The following is a 19,809-nucleotide window of genomic DNA, read 5'->3' as shown; positions in this document are numbered from 1 at the left end:
AGGACCGGGATGGACGCACCGCTGGTGTACCAGTTGTTCCGCCAGGAGCATCGCTGGGTAGCTACGTGCGGACGGGATAAGTGCTGAAAGCATCTAAGCATGAAGCCCCCTCCGAGATGAGATTTCCCTTTGAGCAATCAAGAAAGACCCCTCAGAGACGATGAGGTAGATAGGTCATGGGTGGAAGCACGGCGACGTGTGGAGCTGAATGATACTAATCGGTCGAGGCTTTGATCTAGAAATGGTTTGAACTTGATGAGTCTTCAGTTTTCAGGGAACAATCCCTTGTCTGGTGGCGATAGCGAAGCGGCCACACCCGTTCCCATGCCGAACACGGAAGTTAAGCGCTTCAGCGCCGAAAGTAGTTGGGGGTCTCCCCCTGTGAGGATAGGACGTTGCCAGGCCATATGAAAGACGACCAAGCACATGCTTGGTCGTCTTTTTCTATTTCTAAAACCGATTATTATTGGCTTGGCCTTCCGATAACGTGGACATTTTCCGAATGATTTGAGAAGGATTCAACAGGAATGAACACAATTCTGAACTTTCTGAACATCGTGAATTGAATTGCACTTTCGAGCCATACCTGTTACCATTACAGAAATATTTCGAAACAAAGATTCGGGTCCGATAGAGAAAGGGGCAATCGATTTTTATGTGGGAAAACAAGTTTGCAAAAGAAGGATTAACGTTTGATGACGTCTTACTCGTACCACGGTTTTCAAACGTCTTGCCAAGAGATGTAAGTCTGAGCACGAAGCTATGTGAAGGGCTTGAGTTAAACATTCCAGTCATCAGCGCTGGTATGGACACAGTGACGGAAGCACCGATGGCGATCGCCATGGCGCGTCAAGGTGGTCTTGGCGTCATCCACAAAAACATGTCGATGGAAATGCAAGCAGAGAATGTCGACCGTGTGAAACGTTCGGAGAACGGAGTCATTACGAATCCATTTTATTTGACACCAGAGCGCCAAATTTATGATGCCGAGTATTTAATGAGTAAATACCGCATTTCCGGTGTCCCAATCGTCAATTCTGAACAAGAACGGAAATTAATCGGTATTTTGACTAACCGTGACCTTCGCTTCATCAGAGACTACTCGACTGTGATCGAAGACGTCATGACGACAGAAAATCTTGTCACTGCAAAAGTCGGAACTTCTCTTGAAGAAGCAGAGCGGATTCTGCACCAACACCGCATCGAGAAGTTACCACTCGTCGACGATGCCGGCGTTTTAAAGGGCTTGATCACGACGAAAGATATCGAGAAGGTTGAGCAATTCCCTCACGCTGCGAAAGACAAACAAGGGCGCCTTCTTGTGGCGGCAGCTGTCGGGGTAACAAAAGACGCTGCTTCGCGTGCTCAAATCCTTGTCGATGCAGGCGTGGATGCGCTCGTTGTCGATACAGCACACGGTCACTCGGCTGGTGTCATCGAGAAAGTGAAAGAACTGCGTGATTTGTTCCCAACACTTCCAATCATCGCTGGTAACGTGGCGACGGCAGAAGCGACACGTGCTTTGATCGAGGCCGGCGCCTCAGTCATTAAAGTCGGAATCGGACCAGGTTCGATTTGTACGACACGGGTCGTTGCCGGAGTCGGTGTCCCTCAAATCACGGCAGTCTATGACTGCGTTACAGAAGCGCGGGAGCACGGTGTCACGGTCATCGCTGACGGTGGAATCAAGTACTCGGGCGACATCGTCAAGGCAATTGCTGCTGGCGCGAGCGCTGTCATGCTCGGCAGCCTTCTCGCCGGCGTAAAAGAGAGCCCAGGCGAGATGGAGATCTATCAAGGTCGTCAGTTTAAGACGTATCGCGGTATGGGGTCGGAAGCTTCGATGAAGCGAGGCAGTCAAGACCGTTACTTCCAAGAAGCGGATAAAAAATTCGTCCCAGAAGGCATTGAAGGACGCGTCGCTTACCGAGGCGAGCTGGCCGATACGGTGTATCAACTCATTGGTGGCCTCCGTTCGGGAATGGGCTATTGCGGCGCTGCCGACATTCGAGCATTGCGAGAAGATACGCAGTTCATTCGAATGACTGGAGCCGGCCTGCAAGAAAGCCACCCACACGATGTGCACATCACAAAAGAAGCACCAAACTATTCACGTTAACAAATAAGCCGTTGTCTCCTGAAAAGGGACAACGGCTTTTTGCTGATCATTTTTTAGCTTTAGAGACGAGGATGACCGTACCGCCTTGATCTTGCGCTGGTAAGTTCACGGTCACCTTGCCATCGCGCTTGACGACGTACGTCCGTCCGCTATAGCGGTCGACGAGCACTGTGTTCTGTTTGTGCTTTGTTTCGAACGTCGCTGTTTGAGCCGACTCTTTCGTGTTCAATCCAATGAGAATAGACTCTTTGCCGTAAGCCCGTTCAAAAATCGAATAACCGGTGTTCGAACCGCCGGCAACGACCGAGCGTGTTCCTTTGCTGAACACTTTTGAATAGTCCGCCCGAATGTTGAGCAACTTTTGATAGTGGGCGTGCATGTCTTTGCCTTCACCGTTCACCCGTTTCCAGTCAAAGTCGTAACGGTTTTCGTTAAACTCGCCTTTGTCCATGTCTAAGGCATGTTTCCCAGATTGACCGATCTCTTCTCCATAGTAGATGACCGGTTGCCCTTTCGCCGTCATTTGGAGCGAGGCTGCGACCATATGCTTGCCTTCATCGCCGCCAGCACGAGAGATGAGGAAGCCATCTTCATCGTGGCTGCTGAGGAACTGGCCGAGTGTCGCTTCGTTCGAGAGTTGGGTGTTCCGGTATTGAAGAGCGCTCTCGACCCCATCAATGTTCCCGTTGATGAAATTTTCCGCTTGGTACTTGAAGTCGAAATCAAGCAACGAATCCATCTGGCCGCTCCGGAGATAGCCGCCTGTGTTGTTCACACTCGCCCCGTAATGCTCACCAATCATTTTAAAGTCTGGCTTGAGCGCTGTCAGTTCATTCTTAAACGATTTCCACGTCGTCGCATCCACATGCTTGACCGTATCGACACGGAAGTAATCAATCGTGTTTCCTTGTTTCGTCTTCGAACGCTTGATCCAGTCAGTCTGCCATTTGACGAGTTGTTCACGGACGGCAGCTTCCTCTGTCTTAAAGTCAGGAAGGCCGGAGAGCGACATTTTCAAATCGTCCCCATCGACAGGCGTGTCACGAATCATGCCTTTAAAGGCATCACGTTCCTTGTTCGTAGGGAAATTCGTCGCCCCTGTGCTGTCGGCGCCTGGTTCCATTCCGTAGCCTGGGTGGTTCAAGACGACGTCGACCATGATCTTGATGCCGCGTGCGTGGGCCGCATCGATCAGGCGATGGAACGCCTGCATGTCTCCGAGATGTTCATCAAGTTTCTCGAAGTTTTTAGCCCAGTAACCGTGATAGCCGTATTGAGAGCCATCTTTACCGTAGCGGAGATCCCAATCGATATTATCGACGATTGGGGTGATCCAAATCGTGTTGATCCCGAGTTTGTCGAGATAGTCGAGTTTTTTCGTGATTCCGGCGAAATCGCCGCCGTGATACGATTCGAGATGATCTTGGTCATAATATTCACCGTTCGGATTATTGTTCGTCTTGTCGCCATCGTGGAAACGGTCCGTCAACATGAAGTAGATCCGGGCTTCGTCCCAGTCGAACGCTTGCTTGTCTTTCATCGTGACCGGTCGGACGTTTACGGAAGCCATCGTTTTATGGACGTTGCCATATTGATCCACGGCCGTGATCGTCAACGTTTTGTTGCCTGGCTTGACCGTATCTTTGACTGCGATCGTCTGTTTATTGAGCGCCGGATCGATTGAAAGTTTAGCCGGTCCACCAAGCGGGCGGGCATCGATATAGAGTTCACGAAGCGTCACGCCTTCTGGTAGCGTCGGTTTGACGTGAACGACGGCATTCTCCCGCGAACTGATCGCTTTCGGTGCGATCGAAGACGTGAGGTTGACGGCCGGACGACGGTATTCGACGGTTGACGCTTCAAAATAGGGATCCGTCACTTCGGTCGTGACGCCGTCTTTTGTGACGAGGAACGTATAGTCATGCGTCCCTTCCGGAAGACGGACGGTATGACGGTACCATTCGTTCTTATCCTCATACGCCATCGGATAGGTCACGCCATTCACGTTTAAGGCGACACGGTCGAGTTGATCGAGCTGTCCTGCCTCGTACAAGTCTTTGTCCCGATAGAAGAACGTGACGGTCCCGTCCTCGAACACCGGCCCTTGAATGGTTGGTACTTGGTGGAAGGCGCCTTGGCCGCTCGCGACGACGACTTTCGTGACACGATCGTTTCCGAGTTTCACGTAACGATCTTCACCGTAAGCGTCCTTGACCGCCCAATCGGTTCCTTTACGGATGACAAATCCGACGTTCGTCGCATCTTTCCCGACCGGAATTCGGAAAATGGCGCCGTCTTCCGTAATTTTGTAAGGATCCACTTGTCCATCCTTGACACCGGTGCTCCACGTCCACAAGTTCCAATCGGTATAGTCTTGATCGGCGCGGACGTACAGCATTTCGATGTACCGCTGCGTCTTCCATGGATCGGCCAGCTCCGTGACGGTCTTGAACGAAGTCGTCAGCGAGGGTAGCGTCGTGGTCGATAAGATACCTTTGACGGCCCCGGCTGGCAATGTGGCCGTGTACGTCTGACCGAGTCCGAGTTTGCTCGTCGGCGTGACAGTCACGGTCGAACCGTTTGCTTCGGCAGTGAACGAGACGGCCGTCTCTCCGCTCATCAAGCTGACATTTGAGGCGTCTAACGTCACCGGTTCATTGAACGTCCAGGTGATGGGAGCAGATACGTCGGCATCTTCAGACTGATTCGCCGGGTCGACGTTCGTTACTTCAAGCTGCGTCACCGTCTCGACGCCGCTGAGTGTATAGGCCGGGCTGTACACAGATTGAGTCGACGGGTTGGCCGAGACGTTCCAGCTGTCGGCTAGTTTGTTAGATCCGTTGCTCGGAATCGTATCGAACGCACCGTGTTCACCGGTATTGTTTCCGCTGAGGACGGTGAGAGCACGAACCGTGTCGTCATTTTTCAAACCGAGCAGCGACAACGGGATTTTTCCTTCGAATCCTGTCGTCCGGTCGAGGGCGAACGAAGCACCGTTCAAGTTTGCCAAGTTCGCGAGCGGGGTCGTCTTCCCAGCTTCATAGAGCGCGGCTTCTTTGACAGACTTGTCCCCATCGACACGAAGTAAAATGTGATACTGCGGTTTTTTGTCTGTTTGACTAAAGTTGAACGGGTAACCGAGCGGGTTCGTGGCGACGCCAGAATCTTCATCGTTCACTTGGAGGGCGATGTTTATGTATTGGCCGTTGTCGCCCCAGTTCGGGATGTTGAACGCATCGACATAGAAGTACAGGTTCGTTTTGTCATTTTGAAGATAAAGATTGCCGAGATCGAAGCCTTGCCAACCAACATCTGCCGATGACGCCAGCGCCGAGACGTCTGTCCAATCGGTTTTATTCCCATCGACTGCCACCGTCGTCGGTTCGGCCAAGACGTTCACCGGGACACCGGCTTGAATGAGCAGGACAGAAGATAAGAGTAATGTCGTCGTACGTCGTGCCGTATTGTTCTTCTTCATGAGAGCACCTCTTTCGTAAAATAGGTCGTCTACAGGGCAACGGATTGTCAATTTTGTGCAAACGGTTCCAGAAATAGTTTAGCCGATTATGTAAGCGCTCACAATATGTTTTTTGAAAAACAATAAAACGTCCTTCGTGTGGAAGGACGCTCAGTTAGAGATATAAGGTGTTGTCTGCACGAGCTCTCCCTTGACGATTAATCGTTCCGTCGCATCGAACGTGCACGTGATCAAGGTAATGGTCGCATCTGTCGTATCGTCAAGCACATCGATCCGTGTCGGGGGAACGGTCTCGAGTGCCTCCGTCCGGTATTGATACGTGTTCGTCAAATCGGTCACGTAAATCATCGTTCCCGTCTTGATCGTATGGAGCGGTCCGAACAAGGCTGTCGGACTTTGGGTGTAATGACCGGCTAGTGCGTAATTCCCACGCCCCATCTGTTGGGAAGCGCGCATCGTACCAGCCCCGACTGCCAAATTCTCATTGTCGAGACCGTACAAAATTGGTAATTCTAAATCGATATCTGGAATCGTGATCATGCCGATTGTCGGCAAATCATGAAATCGATTGCGCACGTTTAACAAGTCGTCCCACGATAACGGTTCGACCGTTTCGAAGTCGAATTCGCCCCGATCCGGCTGTTGGAGTTGAATCGCTTCAGTCACACGTTTGCTGTTCGAGGTGGCGACACGGTCTTTCCACCATGACTCGGTCAAAAAGAGGCTACCAATCAACAAACAGACGATGCCGATGACGTAGCGTGAGCGTCTGATCATTGTTTCATCGCGAGGTTTTCCCATATGGCCCTCCCTTCCCGATATTCCAACAGGTCATCAACTGGTCAATCGCCGCGTGTAACGTCGCTTCAGGCAGGGCGGCGAAACCAAACAGCAGTTGCGGTCTCGTGTCGCGTGAATTGATACGATAGTCGGCCATCGCCTTGATACGAATGCCTGACTGTTCAGCGAGTTGCTTCAATTGCTCGCTAGTTTGTGCTGTATCGACCGAGAGGACGATGTGGAGACCAGCGCTGGCGCCAGTGATTGTGACGAGCGGCTCGTATGGTTTGAACGCCGTGATCACGGTCTCAAGTTTGCGGCGGTACGTTTTGCGCATCCGGTTCAAATGTTTCTCGAAATCGCCGCTCGCCATAAACTCGGTTAGCGTATGTTGCTCGAAACGCGGCACGCTGCAGGTGAAATGGCGATACCGTTCCCGATAGCGGTTTAACAGTGGGGGCGGAAGCACCATGTAGCCGATGCGGAGCGAAGGCATGAGCGACTTTGAAAACGTGCTCAAATAAACGACACGTTCGTTTTGATCCATGCTTTGCAACGAAGGAATCGGTTTGCCACTGTAACGAAACTCGCTATCGTAATCATCTTCAATGATGTACGTTTGCCGCTCGGACGCCCAGTTGAGGAGGCGCTGGCGACGGCTGACGGACAGGATCGTACCGGTCGGGAACTGATGGGCCGGGGTCACATAAATCGCATCGATTGCCTCTGCCTCGAGTCGGTCGACAAGGACCCCGCTGTCGTCGACAGGGAGCGGGACATAGCTTCGATTTTGGTGTTCGAACAGCTGTCGCGTGAGCGGATAGCCCGGGTCTTCAATCCCGAACGTCGTCGCGTCGGTGAGCAAGTCGAGCAGTTGAGGCAACAATTGCTCGGTCCCAGAACCGACGATGATCTGCTCGGGCGAACAATGAACGCCACGGGAGTGATACAAGTACGTGGCGATTTCTTGGCGGAGCACGAGATCACCTTGCACCGACCCGAGTGCGAGCAGTTCATGATTCTCCTCGGCTACGACTTGTTTCAAGTGACGGCGCCAGCGCTCGAACGGGAATGCGGTCGTATCGATCTGACTCGGGTATAAGTCGAACGAGTATGTTTTTTTCGTCGGAAGCGGTTCGATCGTGCTGGTGCCACGTCTGACGTACAGCTCTTCTTGAGGCAAGACGTAAAACCCTTTCCGTGGCAGCGACTCGATATACCCTTCAGCAAGCAGCTGGGCGTAAGCGAGCTCGACCGTCGTTTGCGAGACGTCTAAAAATTGGCCGAGCTTCCGTTTTGACGGCAGTTTCGTCCCGGTCATGAGCGTGTCATTGACGATCGCTTGCCGGATGTGTAAATAGAGCTGTTCATAAAGCGGTGTGCTCGAATCAGGCTCGAGCGAGAATGTGAGCATCTCCATAAGTTGTCCTTTCTTCTGTCAGCCGAAGAAAACATAGAGCACGAATCCGATGACGAGAATGAACGAAATCAGTCCAGGCTTCCCGTAAAAGGAACGGTTTTCCGCTTGATCTCGCGGGTCCCATTGGTCCATAAAACATTCCTCCCTTATACGTAATAAGATTCGAGGAAACGAGCATGAACCCTTCTCTTAAAACTGACCACTTTAAAAAATATAAAACTGGCACTTTCAATATAGTCAAATCAATCTATACTTGCAAGTAGACTAGCTTAATGGAGGCGAATTATATGGAAAAGAGACAAGTAGGGACAGATAAAGTCAAACGTGGAATGGCCGAAATGCAAAAAGGTGGCGTCATCATGGACGTCATCAACGCTGAACAGGCGAAGATTGCTGAAGCGGCAGGAGCCGTGGCAGTTATGGCGCTCGAACGCGTACCATCAGACATTCGTAAAATGGGTGGCGTTGCCCGGATGGCAGACCCGACAATCATCGAAGATGTCATGGGAGCGGTATCTGTACCGGTCATGGCGAAATGCCGCATCGGACATATCGCCGAAGCCCGTGTCCTTGAATCGATGGGGGTCGATTTCATCGATGAGAGCGAAGTGTTGACACCGGCCGATGAAGAGTTCCATCTTTACAAGCGTGATTACAATGCGCCGTTCGTCTGCGGAGCGCGTGACCTCGGAGAAGCTTCACGCCGCATCGGTGAAGGTGCAGCGATGATCCGGACAAAAGGTGAGCCAGGGACAGGAAACATCGTCGAAGCGGTTCGTCACATGCGTACTGTCCAAGCACAAGTGAAACGCTTGCTTTCAATGAGCATCGATGAAGTGATGACAGAAGCGCGCGACCTTGGTGCCCCGTTCGAAGTGCTCATGCAAATTCGTGAAGCGGGCCGTCTTCCGGTCGTCAACTTCGCAGCAGGTGGTATCGCGACGCCGGCAGACGCGGCACTCATGATGCACCTCGGTGCGGACGGCGTCTTCGTCGGATCAGGTATCTTCAAAGCAGAGAACCCAGAGAAATTTGCCCGTGCCATCGTTGAAGCGACGACATACCATGACGACTACGAGCGAATCGCTCACTTGTCAAAAGGTCTTGGCGAAGCGATGAAAGGACTCGACGTCCGCACGCTCAAACCAGAAGAGCTCATGGCGCCGCGAGGTTGGTAAGATGACGACGATCGGTGTACTCGGAATGCAAGGTGCGATTCGTGAACACGTCCGCATGCTCGAGGCGCTCGGTGCAGATACGCTCGTCGTCCGTTCGGTCGATGACTTGGACCGCATCGACGGACTCGTCTTGCCAGGCGGGGAGAGCACGGCGATGCGTCGTCTGCTCGACCGCTATGACCTGCTCGAACCGCTTCGTGCGAACACATCGTTGCCGATGTTCGGCACATGTGCCGGACTGATTTTACTCGCGACCGAAGTGGAAGGGTATGATGCCCACCTTCGCAAAATCCCGATGACCGTCAAGCGCAACGCGTTCGGACGTCAAGTCGACAGTTTCGAGGTCGATTTACCGGTCAAAGGAATCGATGACGCGGTTGAAGCAGTGTTCATCCGGGCCCCGCAAGTAGCAGCGGTTGACGCTAACGTCGAAGTCCTCGCCGAGGTCGAAGAAGCAATCGTTGCAGTGCGCTACGACAAATATGTTGCCTGTTCGTTCCATCCAGAACTGACGGATGACTTGTCGATGCACCGCTACTTCTTAGAAATCGTCGAGGCGACGAAGCATCAACTCGCATGAGTCAAAGACTCCCTGTAACTAGGGGGTCTTTTTCTGCTACACTGTAACGAGACACGTACAGAAAGGGGCAAGACTGTGAAAGATAAATGGATTGTATCGGTGCTCATATGCGCTGTCCTTATAACTATTGTTTTTCCGATGAACGCTTCAGCAGCGCCTAAAGTCGAAGCGAGCGGTGCGATGCTCGTCGATATGACGACCGGGCAGGTTCTTTTTTCGAAAGATGAAGATGCGATGCTCCCACCGGCGTCGATCACAAAGCTGATGACCACTTTCCTCGTTCGGGAGGCAGTCGAGTCAGGAGAACTGAGTTGGAACGAAGAAGTGACGCCGAGTGAAGCGGCATTGGCCTTGACGCGTAAACCAGGGCTCGCCCGCATCCCGCTCGTCAATAAACCGTATACAGTCAAGGAACTATATGACGTGGCGCTCATCCGCTCGGCGAACGAGGCCGCGGTGACACTGTCCGAGGCGGTGGCGGGGTCGGAAGAAGCGTTCGTTCAACAGATGAACGAGCGGGCAACCGAGCTCGGCATGACCCAGACGACGTTCGCGAACGTCTCGGGACTAGATTCTGTATCAGCAGGGCGTCCAGGAGAAAACTTGACGTCAGCCAATGATTTGATGAGGCTCGCGCTCGCCTACTTGACGAAATTTCCGGATGTGCTCGACGTGACGAAGCGAGCGTATGTCGATATTGACGGCGTCAGATTCGAAGCGACGAATCGGATGCTTTCAGGCCGCGATTTGGCGTATCCAGGGATGCTCGGTTTTAAGACGGGCACGACGGATGACGCCGGTTATTGCTTCATCGGCGTATCGACACGAGATGGTCGGACCGTGCTCTCCGTCGTCCTTGGGGCCGAGACGGATGACGGGCGCTATGAGGCGACGAAAGCACTTCATGAGTTCGCTTATCGCGACTTTGTCATGACACCGATTTTACGGACCGGAGAAATCGTGCCGGAGAATGTATTCGTCGCCGAGGGAGAAGTTGAAACGGTAGCTGCGCGGACGACAGCGGCGTTCGAAGTGCTCGTCGAGAAAGGGCAAGCCGTCCCTGAACCAGTCTATGACCTTCCGGACACGAAAGCACCGGTCGCAGTCGAGCAACAAGTCGGGACGGTCACGATTGAACCTTCAGAGAGCGTCCGCTATCTTGACGGCGAGAGTCCGCCGACAGGAACACTTGTGACTGCCGAATCAGTCGAGACCGCTTCATTTTTGACTCGGATGAGCCGGGCCTTCGCAGACTTTTTAGAGGAGGTTCGACTCGTCCTAGGAAAACTGAGTCTTGTCGATAGAGTCGAGATGTTGTAAAGTAAGATTAATTCAATGACAGATGCAACGATGAGGAAAAGTACGTTACAGTCATCTACTTACAGAGAGCTAGTGGTTGGTGCAAACTAGTGGGACGACGTAACTGAATCGGCCTCGGAGCATTGACTTGGAAACAAGTCACGTCACGCACACGTTACGTGCATCGAGTGGCCTAGTTTTAGGCAACGAGGGTGGCAACGCGGATCCAAGGTGGTTCGTCCCTTTCCTACGGGAAAGGGGCGTGCCACCTTTTTTATGCAAAAAAGGAGGAACTAGTTATGTTAGACATCAAACGATTACGTCAAGATTTTGAAGGGATTAAAACCAAGCTCGCCCAACGCGGTGAAGACTTGAGTGCGCTCGACCGTTTCCCGGAGTTAGAAGAGAAACGCCGGGACCTCATCAACGAGGTCGATGTGAAGAAAGCAAAACGAAATGAAGCGACGAAACAAATCGCTGAGCTCAAGCGCAACAAGCAAGACGCGGAAGCACCGATCCTTGAAACACGCCGCCTTGGTGATGAGATCAAGTTGCTCGACGAGGAATTGCGTGAAGTGGAAGCCGAGTTGAACATGATTCTCCTCAGCATCCCGAACATCCCGCATGAATCAACGCCGATCGGTGAAACAGAAGACGACAACGTCACGATCCGCGAAGTCGGAACGAAGCCCGAGTTCGATTTTGAGATGAAACAGCATTGGGACGTGATGGAAGACTTGAAAATTGTCGACGTCGAACGCGCCGGTAAAGTGACGGGAAGCCGTTTCGTCTTCTATAAAGGATTAGGTGCTCGCTTAGAACGGGCGTTGATCAACTTCATGATGGATATGCATGCCGATGAGCACGGCTATTCTGAAGTGCTCCCACCGTACATGGTTAACCGTGACGCGATGACAGGGACGGGTCAGTTGCCTAAATTTGAAGAAGATGCGTTCAAAGTGGCCGACACGAATTACTTCCTCGTCCCGACAGCGGAAGTACCGGTGACGAACATGCACCGCGATGAGATTATCGCTGAAGCGAACTTGCCGATTACGTATACAGCTTACAGCGCTTGCTTCCGTTCAGAAGCGGGATCTGCCGGTCGTGACACACGCGGTCTCATCCGTCAGCACCAGTTCAACAAAGTCGAGCTCGTCCGCTTCGTCAAACCAGAAGAGTCTTACGAGCAACTCGAGTTGTTGACAGGACACGCGGAAGAAGTGTTGAAACGCCTCGGTCTTCCATATCAAGTACTCAGCATGTGTACAGCCGACCTCGGTTTCACCGCAGCGAAGAAGTACGATATTGAAGTATGGATGCCGGCTCAAGGTGTATATCGCGAGATCTCATCTTGCTCAAACTTCGAGGACTTCCAAGCGCGTCGTGCCGGAATCCGCTTCCGTCGTGATGTGAATGCCAAACCGGAGTTCGTGCATACACTCAACGGTTCAGGGCTTGCCGTCGGTCGGACCGTCGCCGCGATTTTAGAGAACTTCCAACAAGCCGATGGATCGGTCGTCATCCCAGAAGCGCTGCGTCCATACATGGGCGGAATTGAAAAAATTGAACTTCCCCGTTAAACGAGGAATGGCCTATCCGAACGTATCATTCCGGATAGGCTTTTTTTTAAATGTTTTTTTACAAAAGGGTTTGACATCTGCTTGCTGAGTTGGTACTATAAATCATGTCGAGCGAGATGTTTGTTCGTCAACTGCATACGAGCCGTGGAGGTGTACCCAAGTGGTTTAAGGGAACGGTCTTGAAAACCGTCAGGGGTGTAACAGCCCGCGTGGGTTCGAATCCCACCACCTCTTCCATTTTTATTTAGAGGCTCAACAATTGCATACATCGTGGAGGTGTACCCAAGTGGTTTAAGGGAACGGTCTTGAAAACCGTCAGGGGTGTAACAGCCCGCGTGGGTTCGAATCCCACCACCTCTTCCACTTTCTTTTTTTTTACACTTTTTTCAGCTTGGAGTTGTACCCAAGCCCGGCTGAAGGGGACGGACTCGAAATCCGTTAGGAGTCGTAAGGCTCGCGTGGGTTCGAATCCCACCAACTCCGCTTTTTAGGCGTCTGCACAGGCAGATGCGTTTTTTTTTTGTCGTAGACTACGGTCTGCGGCTTTTTTTGTTTGTGGCGAAACAGCGAAAAGCGGCTAATCTCGGCTTGAATCGGGAATCTTAATAAGGTAGAGACTGGTGGCGCGTTAGGAAGGAGAGGAGCGTCATGGACTGGATTGAAGCGTATGTCGATGAAGTGGTCAGGCATGTCCCGCCGAAGCGGAGAGACGAAGCTGCCGTTGCTATTAGGGAGGATATCGAAGCGAAGCTGCCGGATCAGCCGACCGAGACGGAAGTGAAGCGCGTGCTCGAACAGATGGGACATCCGGCCATCGTTGCTGCGCGTTATAAAGACGGCCAGTATTTGATTGGACCTAAGTTTTTCCCGATGTATGTCAATGTGGTCAAGCTCGTCGTCCCGATCGTGATGGCTGTAGTCTTCTTCGGTTTGCTCATGGCGAGCATCCCGACATTCTCGGGACCGGCCATGCCGACAATCGGAATCTTTCTCACGAATTTGTTCGACACGTTATGGGACGTTGGGATTCAACTCGTCTTTTGGATCACGCTCGTCTTCTTTTTGATTGAGCGTTACGCGCCGAGCGATGCGGTCGCCCCTGACATGAGTTGTAAGGTGTCCACATTGCGTGATCGGGACCGCGGGGGACGGATCAGTAAATTGGATGCCGGATTCGGATTGTTCTTTACGGCGGTTTGGTTCGGGGTGTATTTGAACGCCGAGCGGTTTCTCGGGATTTATGAGTCGACAGGGGAAGGTTTTTCGATGATTGTCCCGATTTTTAATCAATCGTTCTTGTTTGAAGTGGTCTGGTTGTTCTTAGCCGTCATTTTGCTTCAAGTCGTCCTCGGTGTTTGGAAATGGGTGAAAGGACGTTGGACGTATGCACTCGCCTCGTTCAATTTGATCTATAACGTGGCCTCGGCCGCCTTTATCATTTGGATGGCGGGTTCGTCGCGCTTGTTCGACCCGCGCTTTGTCGACTGGGTCGAACTAAATGTCCCGAACGACGTGTTCTCGTTCGGGTGGGTGTTCGGATTGGTCGTGGCCATCACGATTCTGGCGGCTGTGTTTGATACGATTGACGGATACCGGAAGGCTTGGAAGACACCGACACATCGAAAACGCTCGATTGCCCAGCCGTAAAAAAGATGATGCCTCGCTTTTGAGCGGGGCATCATCTTTTTATCTTACTTTTGCTTCACGGGCGACTGTCAATTGTTTCCCGATTTTTTCAAGAATGAGTTCGACTGAATCCGGATCGTTAATCAAGTCATATTCTTCAATTGATAGACGAAGTACCGGGCACAAGTTGAAGTTGTTGATCCATTCCGTGTAGCGGGCGTACATTTCTTCCCAATACGCGATCGGTGTTTGTTGTTCCATCTCACGGCCACGCAGTTGAATGCGGTCGAGCACTTGCTCGAATGAGCCTTCGAGATAGATCAGTAGATCAGGGTGCGGGAAGAACGGCGTGAGCACCATCGCTTCGAACAGGCTTGAGTACGTCTCGTAATCTGTCGGCGACATCGTGCCTTTTTCATAGTGCATCTTCGCGAAGATGCCTGTATCTTCATAAATCGAACGGTCTTGAATGAAGCCGCCGCCGTATTGGAAGATTTTCTTCTGTTCTTTGAACCGCTCTGCCAAGAAGTAGATTTGAAGATGGAAGCTCCAACGCTCAAAATCATGATAGAATTTATCGAGGTATGGGTTCGTGTCCACTTTCTCGAGAGAAGTGCGGAAATTGAGGGCGTCGGCAAGCGAGTTTGTGATTGTCGATTTACCGATTCCGACCATTCCACCGATCGTAATGATCGTGTCATTCGGAATGTTATATTTTTCATTCAGGGTCATTTTAGTTGGGCTCCTTTAGTCAATTCTAGTTCGCGTTCAATCGTCGTGAGAACGTGCGTCAAATCGTCCGGGTTTTGGACAAAATCAAGTTCGTCTCCGCTGAACGAAAGAATCGTCACTTCGGGGTGAGTCGCACGGTACGATTCGACAAACGTTTCGTAATCCCGGGCGAGTTGTTCGAGGTAGTCGCGAGACATGTTCTCTTCTACTTCACGTCCACGCAACGCTACGCGTTTCATAAGCGTCTCGATACTGGCGTGCAAGTAGATGACGACATCGGGTTTCGGCATATCATGTGTCAAAATCTTATAGATTTGCTCATACTTGTTCAAGTGGGCTGGTCTCAGCGAACGGTGGGCAAAAATCAAGTTCTTGAAAATATGATAGTCTGAAACGACGGATTGCTGTTGGCTCAAGTGGTGTTTGTGGATATCGTCTAATTGCTTGAATCGATTGCATAAGAAGAACATTTCCGTTTGGAAACTCCATTCTTCGATATCTTCATAAAACTTGCCGAGAAATGGGTTTTCTTCTACAATTTCATTCAGCATCTGCATTGAAAAGTGCTGACTGATGATATGGGCCAGTGACGTTTTCCCGACACCAATCGGTCCCTCTACCGTTATAAACATATGATGTCATCCTCCATTATCCAAAGTGCAAGTTCCATTCTAGCACACAATGAAGAAGATAGGGCGAGCGAAATGATTTTCATTTTTTTTCATACTATGTGACAAGAAACGGGGTGTTAATATGGAACGAGATGAACGATTTATGAGGCTCGCCATCGCCGAAGCGAAGAAGGCGGAAGCGATCGGGGAAGTCCCGATCGGTTGTGTCATCGTTAAAGGAGAAGACGTGATCGCGACCGGCTATAACCGGCGTGAAACGGATTTATTGGCGGCCGCGCATGCCGAGATGATTGCGATTGAATCGGCGAATACGGTACTCGGTAACTGGCGGCTTGAAGACTGTGAACTGTTCGTGACGTTAGAGCCTTGTCCGATGTGCGCGGGTGCGATCATCCTCTCGCGCGTGAAGCGTGTCGTGTTTGGTGCCCGCGATCCCAAAGGCGGATGTTGCGGGACACTCATGAACCTTCTTCAAGACGATCGGTTCAACCATCAAGCCGAAGTGACGGAAAACGTTTTAGCAGAAGAATGTGGAGAGCTACTAACAACCTTCTTCCGCGGCCTTCGAGAACGGAAGAAGCAGGCTCGGCTTGAACAGAGAGGTTGCAACGCATCTGATTAAACAGTATAATGTAATAGCACTCGAAGAAGTGCTTAACTTCATTTACCCATTTGCCGTGCTAGGCGGGGAGGTAGCGGTGCCCTGTAACTCGCAATCCGCTATAGCGAGACTGAATTCCGATTCGAGGGAGTGCATTGGTGTGGCCCGTCCTCGTGTAAGTGGCGTTGACGTCTGAGTCCTGCGCAACGGTCACCCATGAACCAGGTCAGGTCCGGAAGGAAGCAGCCTTAAGTGGTGACGTACCGTGTGCCGCAGGGGTGCTTGGGCCGAGCAAACTGCATGAGTAACGCACATTGACGTGCTTTCAGAAATCGGTGCGCGGCAGATTTATTTAATAACTTTAATCTACGGCCCCAGGGTTGTAGATTTTTTTGTATGATGAAATAAAAGATGAAACGATGAAAGGAGGCGGGGACATGGCGTATCAAGCATTGTATCGGGTCTATCGTCCGCAGTCATTCCAAGAGGTAGTCGGTCAAATACACATCACACGCACGATTCAAAATGCGTTACTCGAAGAACGGATGTCACACGCTTATTTATTCTCTGGTCCGCGAGGTACGGGGAAGACGAGCCTCGCGAAGATTATCGCGAAGGCAATCAACTGCGAAACGGCGCCGACGAGGGAACCGTGTAATACGTGCCCGACCTGTGTGGCGATTACGGAAGGGACGAGCCCGGACGTATTCGAAATCGATGCCGCTTCAAACAACGGGGTCGATGAGATCCGCGAAATTCGAGACAAGGTCAAGTATCCGCCTTCGCAAGCGCGTTATAAAGTGTACATTATCGATGAAGTGCATATGCTTTCGACAGGGGCGTTCAATGCACTATTGAAAACGTTGGAAGAACCCCCACCCCATGCGATCTTCATTTTAGCGACGACGGAGCCCCATAAGATTCCGGCGACCATCATCTCACGTTGCCAACGTTTCGATGTGAAGCGGCATGAAGTCGGTCAACTCCAGACACGAATGGCTTATATTTTGAACGACCAAGATTACGACTATGATCCGGAAGCGCTCAAACTGATTGCCCGTGCCGCTGACGGTGGGATGCGTGATGCATTGAGCCTGCTTGACCAAGCGCTTGCGTTCAGTGACGGCCGTTTGACGGAAGAGGCAGTGCTCGAAGTGACGGGTGCGGTTACGGATGACGCTCTCCTTGATATGGCCTATGGATTGCAACAGAGACAACTCGATCAAATTCTGAAGACGCTTGAGACGATGTTGCGTGAAGGGAAGGACTTGAAACGGTTTATCGAAGATCTCGTGTTCGTGCACCGTGATGCCCTTCTATTAAAAGCATCTCCGCAAGCGATAGACTTACTAGAACGAGCCCGTCCGAACGAGACGTTCCGCCAATTCGTGGAAACGACCTCGACGGACGAGCTGTTTCAAGTGATCGAAGAATTGAATGAGTGTCAGCAACAAATGCGCTTATCCAACCATCCGAAAGTATTGGTCGAGCTGACGTTCATTCGCATCGCTGAACAAGGACGAACGATGACCGAGCAAATGAAGCAACTTCAAGACCAAGTACGTGAATTGAGTCGTGAGTTGAATGAAGTGAAGAAAAATGGGGTAGCGGTCACAGAGGCCGCTGCCGAGAAGCCGAAAGTGATGAAGCGGACGCAAGTTCGTGTTCCGAAAGAGCGGATCCGCCAGTTGTTGCAACGGGCTGAGCGGCAGCATTTGAATGCAATCCGTGATAGTTGGGAAGACATTATGGTCAACATCCGCACGGTGGACGGCCCGATTTTCGCGCTGTTCTATGAGAGTGAAGCTGTTCTTTGTGCAAGTGACACCTTACTGGTACAATTTAAAGATGGGATGACATGGCACTACGAGCAGGTCAGTTCAAACGGCCGGACCCGCGATGTGATCGAGCAAGCGTTGTTCGAAGTGACGGGGATCCGTCGGGAAATCATGGCCGTGCTCGAGAGCGATTGGGTCGAGTTAAAAAACGAATTCATCCTTCGTAAACAATCCGAACGTTCAGACCATAAAGAAGAAGAGAAGGTCGAAGAAGACCCGCTCATTGTTCAAGCTGTCGAACGATTTGGAGATGTCGTTGAAATCGAAGAAGTTTAAAAGGAGGCGCTCGATATGCGTGGAATGGGAAACATGAACAACATGATGAAACAGATGCAGAAAATGCAAAAAGATATGGCGAAAGCGCAAGAAGAATTAAAGGACTTGACGGTTGAAGGCACAGCCGGAGGCGGGATGGTCAAAGTGATCGTCAGTGGCCATAAAGAAGTAATGGATATCATCATCGCGGAAGAAGCGGTCGACCCAGATGACGTCGATATGTTGCAAGACCTTGTTTTAGCGGCTGTCAATGACGCCATGAAACAAGCCGACCAACTCGTCAACGATAAGATGGGACGTTTTACGCAAGGGATGAACCTTCCAGGTTTTTAAGTGAAGAAAGGAAAGATGCGAGTTGCAATACCCTGAAGCAATCGGACGCTTGATTGAAAGCTTTACAAAGTTGCCAGGAATTGGTCCGAAAACTGCCATCCGGCTAGCGTTCCATGTATTAGATATGGAAGAGGACGATGTATTGACGTTCGCCAAGGCACTTGTCAGTGCGAAGCGTGATATTAAATACTGTACAGTGTGTGGACATATTACGGACGTCGATCCGTGTGCGATCTGTAAAGATTCGCACCGAGATGAAACGATCATCTGTGTCGTGCAAGATTCACGAGACGTCATTGCAATGGAGAAGATGCGGGAATATCGAGGGAAGTATCATGTGTTACATGGGGCGATTAGCCCGATGGAAGGGATTGGACCTGAAGATATTAACGTATCGAGTTTGCTGACGCGTCTGCAAGAGAACGAAGCGGTCAGTGAAGTGATTTTGGCGACCAACCCGAACATTGAAGGGGAAGCTACGTCGATGTATCTATCGAGACTGCTCAAACCGACCGGGATTAAAGTGACGCGTCTGGCGCACGGGCTTCCTGTCGGGGGCGATTTAGAGTATGCGGATGAAGTAACCCTCTCCCGGGCGATGGAAGGTCGCCGAGAACTATGAGGTGGTTTCGCAAACCTTTGCGGGATAGTTATGATCAACGGTTCCTAAGAGAACTGTTAGATGCGAAGGCGAAGTACGAAACGAAGCGCCACATGCTTGAAGTGAGCGTTGAAGACACTGGTGAACTGGCTGCCCAAGTGAAGCAGGCTGAAGCACTATACTTTTTTTATCTAAAAGAAGCAAAGCGACGACAAGTGTCCCTTTCTAATTTACGAACTTGAGACGAGGCGAAAGTCTCGTCTTTTTTTCTCTATATAATGAAGGAACTGGGGAGGGAAACGTCGTAGACTGTAAAAAACAAAGAATGTTTCTTGTTTTTAAAGTTTTTTTAATAAAGCTATTGCACAGTTAAAGTTTTATTGATATATTAATAGACGTCGCCGAGAGCGAATGAAAAAAATAATCTTAAAAAAGTTATTGACCATTTGGTTGAAACTTGTTAAGATATCTAAGTCGCCAAAGTGCGACAGACGAACTTTGAAAACTGAACGATGAGGCAAAAAAAGTTTTACAAGTTTTGATTGAAGCGCAAGCTTCGTCATTTTCAAGAGCTATATCAAATTCTTTGGAGAGTTTGATCCTGGCTCAGGACGAACGCTGGCGGCGTGCCTAATACATGCAAGTCGAGCGCAGGAAATCGACGGAACCCTTCGGGGGGAAGTCGACGGAATGAGCGGCGGACGGGTGAGTAACACGTAAAGAACCTGCCCTC

Annotated in this window: 16 protein-coding genes, 3 tRNA genes, 3 rRNA genes, 1 other RNA gene and 1 other annotated feature; of the genes, 18 read left to right on the top strand and 5 right to left on the bottom strand. The window is 51.0% G+C overall.

The genetic code is table 11. The features are described from left to right. The 3 genes from BJU60_RS14600 to guaB form a co-directional block, all read left to right on the top strand. Nucleotides 1-238: ribosomal RNA gene (locus tag BJU60_RS14600) — 23S ribosomal RNA — on the top strand; the annotation flags it as partial. Nucleotides 239-288: 50 nt separating this feature from the next. Beyond that, nucleotides 289-404: ribosomal RNA gene (rrf, locus tag BJU60_RS14595) — 5S ribosomal RNA — on the top strand. A gap of 251 nt (nt 405-655) precedes the next feature. Next, on the top strand, nt 656-2,119 hold the full coding sequence (gene guaB, locus BJU60_RS14590; RefSeq protein ID WP_070329510.1) for an IMP dehydrogenase: 1,464 nt from the start codon (nt 656-658) through the stop codon (nt 2,117-2,119). 46 nt (nt 2,120-2,165) lie between these two features. On the opposite strand, the gene BJU60_RS14585 is transcribed toward guaB, so the two are convergent. The 3 genes from BJU60_RS14585 to BJU60_RS14575 all read right to left on the bottom strand — a co-directional run bounded on the left by BJU60_RS14585 (nt 2,166) and on the right by BJU60_RS14575 (nt 7,797). After that, nucleotides 2,166-5,597, bottom strand: a complete 3,432-nt coding sequence (locus tag BJU60_RS14585; protein WP_070329509.1) for an alpha-amylase family glycosyl hydrolase — start codon at nt 5,595-5,597, stop codon at nt 2,166-2,168. A 150-nt stretch (nt 5,598-5,747) separates the two neighbouring features. Continuing rightward, nucleotides 5,748-6,374: a class A sortase gene (locus tag BJU60_RS14580; protein ID WP_254281713.1), complete on the bottom strand. Its 627-nt coding sequence runs from the start codon at nt 6,372-6,374 to the stop codon at nt 5,748-5,750. Nucleotides 6,375-6,378: 4 nt separating this feature from the next. Further along, complete coding sequence (locus BJU60_RS14575) at nt 6,379-7,797, bottom strand: PLP-dependent aminotransferase family protein (protein ID WP_070329507.1); 1,419 nt, start codon at nt 7,795-7,797, stop codon at nt 6,379-6,381. Between the two features lie 287 nt (nt 7,798-8,084). On the opposite strand from BJU60_RS14575, the gene pdxS reads away from it, so the two are divergent. The 8 genes from pdxS to BJU60_RS14535 all read left to right on the top strand — a co-directional run bounded on the left by pdxS (nt 8,085) and on the right by BJU60_RS14535 (nt 14,084). Further along, complete coding sequence (gene pdxS / locus BJU60_RS14570) at nt 8,085-8,975, top strand: pyridoxal 5'-phosphate synthase lyase subunit PdxS (RefSeq protein WP_070329506.1); 891 nt, start codon at nt 8,085-8,087, stop codon at nt 8,973-8,975. A gap of 1 nt (nt 8,976) precedes the next feature. After that, nucleotides 8,977-9,555, top strand: a complete 579-nt coding sequence (gene pdxT / locus BJU60_RS14565) for a pyridoxal 5'-phosphate synthase glutaminase subunit PdxT (protein WP_070329505.1) — start codon at nt 8,977-8,979, stop codon at nt 9,553-9,555. Nucleotides 9,556-9,693: 138 nt separating this feature from the next. Beyond that, nucleotides 9,694-10,875: a D-alanyl-D-alanine carboxypeptidase family protein gene (locus BJU60_RS14560; RefSeq protein ID WP_070329511.1), complete on the top strand. Its 1,182-nt coding sequence runs from the start codon at nt 9,694-9,696 to the stop codon at nt 10,873-10,875. A gap of 18 nt (nt 10,876-10,893) precedes the next feature. After that, nucleotides 10,894-11,101, top strand: a binding site (T-box leader). Between the two features lie 52 nt (nt 11,102-11,153). Continuing rightward, nucleotides 11,154-12,437, top strand: a complete 1,284-nt coding sequence (gene serS / locus BJU60_RS14555) for a serine--tRNA ligase (protein ID WP_070329504.1) — start codon at nt 11,154-11,156, stop codon at nt 12,435-12,437. 146 nt (nt 12,438-12,583) lie between these two features. Next, a tRNA-Ser gene (locus tag BJU60_RS14550) sits at nt 12,584-12,674 on the top strand. Between the two features lie 35 nt (nt 12,675-12,709). Further along, nucleotides 12,710-12,800 (top strand) — tRNA-Ser (locus BJU60_RS14545). Nucleotides 12,801-12,830: 30 nt separating this feature from the next. Beyond that, a tRNA-Ser gene (locus BJU60_RS14540) sits at nt 12,831-12,920 on the top strand. A gap of 165 nt (nt 12,921-13,085) precedes the next feature. Then, nucleotides 13,086-14,084: a hypothetical protein gene (locus tag BJU60_RS14535; protein WP_070329503.1), complete on the top strand. Its 999-nt coding sequence runs from the start codon at nt 13,086-13,088 to the stop codon at nt 14,082-14,084. A 39-nt stretch (nt 14,085-14,123) separates the two neighbouring features. On the opposite strand, the gene BJU60_RS14530 is transcribed toward BJU60_RS14535, so the two are convergent. Together BJU60_RS14530 and BJU60_RS14525 are read right to left on the bottom strand one after the other, a co-directional pair. Next, on the bottom strand, nt 14,124-14,795 hold the full coding sequence (locus BJU60_RS14530) for a deoxynucleoside kinase (protein ID WP_016510587.1): 672 nt from the start codon (nt 14,793-14,795) through the stop codon (nt 14,124-14,126). Further along, complete coding sequence (locus BJU60_RS14525; RefSeq protein ID WP_070329502.1) at nt 14,792-15,427, bottom strand: deoxynucleoside kinase; 636 nt, start codon at nt 15,425-15,427, stop codon at nt 14,792-14,794. The genes BJU60_RS14530 and BJU60_RS14525 overlap by 4 nt, the downstream gene beginning before the upstream one ends. Before the next feature lie 121 nt (nt 15,428-15,548). Between BJU60_RS14525 and tadA the strand changes: the two genes are divergently transcribed. The 7 genes from tadA to BJU60_RS14490 all read left to right on the top strand — a co-directional run. Continuing rightward, the gene (gene tadA / locus BJU60_RS14520) at nt 15,549-16,049 is read left to right on the top strand and encodes a tRNA adenosine(34) deaminase TadA (RefSeq protein WP_016510583.1); all 501 of its coding nucleotides are present in this window, start codon (nt 15,549-15,551) and stop codon (nt 16,047-16,049) included. Nucleotides 16,050-16,102: 53 nt separating this feature from the next. Then, nucleotides 16,103-16,371, top strand: an RNA gene (ffs, locus tag BJU60_RS14515) — signal recognition particle sRNA large type. 94 nt (nt 16,372-16,465) lie between these two features. Further along, on the top strand, nt 16,466-18,142 hold the full coding sequence (gene dnaX / locus BJU60_RS14510; protein ID WP_070329501.1) for a DNA polymerase III subunit gamma/tau: 1,677 nt from the start codon (nt 16,466-16,468) through the stop codon (nt 18,140-18,142). A gap of 15 nt (nt 18,143-18,157) precedes the next feature. Then, nucleotides 18,158-18,475, top strand: coding sequence for a YbaB/EbfC family nucleoid-associated protein (locus tag BJU60_RS14505; protein WP_035386845.1), 318 nt, complete (start codon nt 18,158-18,160; stop codon nt 18,473-18,475). A 22-nt stretch (nt 18,476-18,497) separates the two neighbouring features. Next, a complete protein-coding gene (gene recR, locus BJU60_RS14500; RefSeq protein WP_070329500.1) occupies nt 18,498-19,097 on the top strand; it encodes a recombination mediator RecR in 600 nt (199 codons plus the stop codon). A 17-nt stretch (nt 19,098-19,114) separates the two neighbouring features. Further along, nucleotides 19,115-19,318: a YaaL family protein gene (locus BJU60_RS14495; protein WP_236633568.1), complete on the top strand. Its 204-nt coding sequence runs from the start codon at nt 19,115-19,117 to the stop codon at nt 19,316-19,318. 341 nt (nt 19,319-19,659) lie between these two features. Further along, a 16S ribosomal RNA gene (locus tag BJU60_RS14490) occupies nt 19,660-19,809 on the top strand; the annotation flags it as partial.

It is taken from the genome of Exiguobacterium aurantiacum, assembly GCF_001766415.1.
Classification (GTDB): domain Bacteria; phylum Bacillota; class Bacilli; order Exiguobacteriales; family Exiguobacteriaceae; genus Exiguobacterium; species Exiguobacterium aurantiacum_A.
Note: the sequence above shows the minus strand (reverse complement) of the source record. Positions and strands in the feature narration are given on the sequence as shown.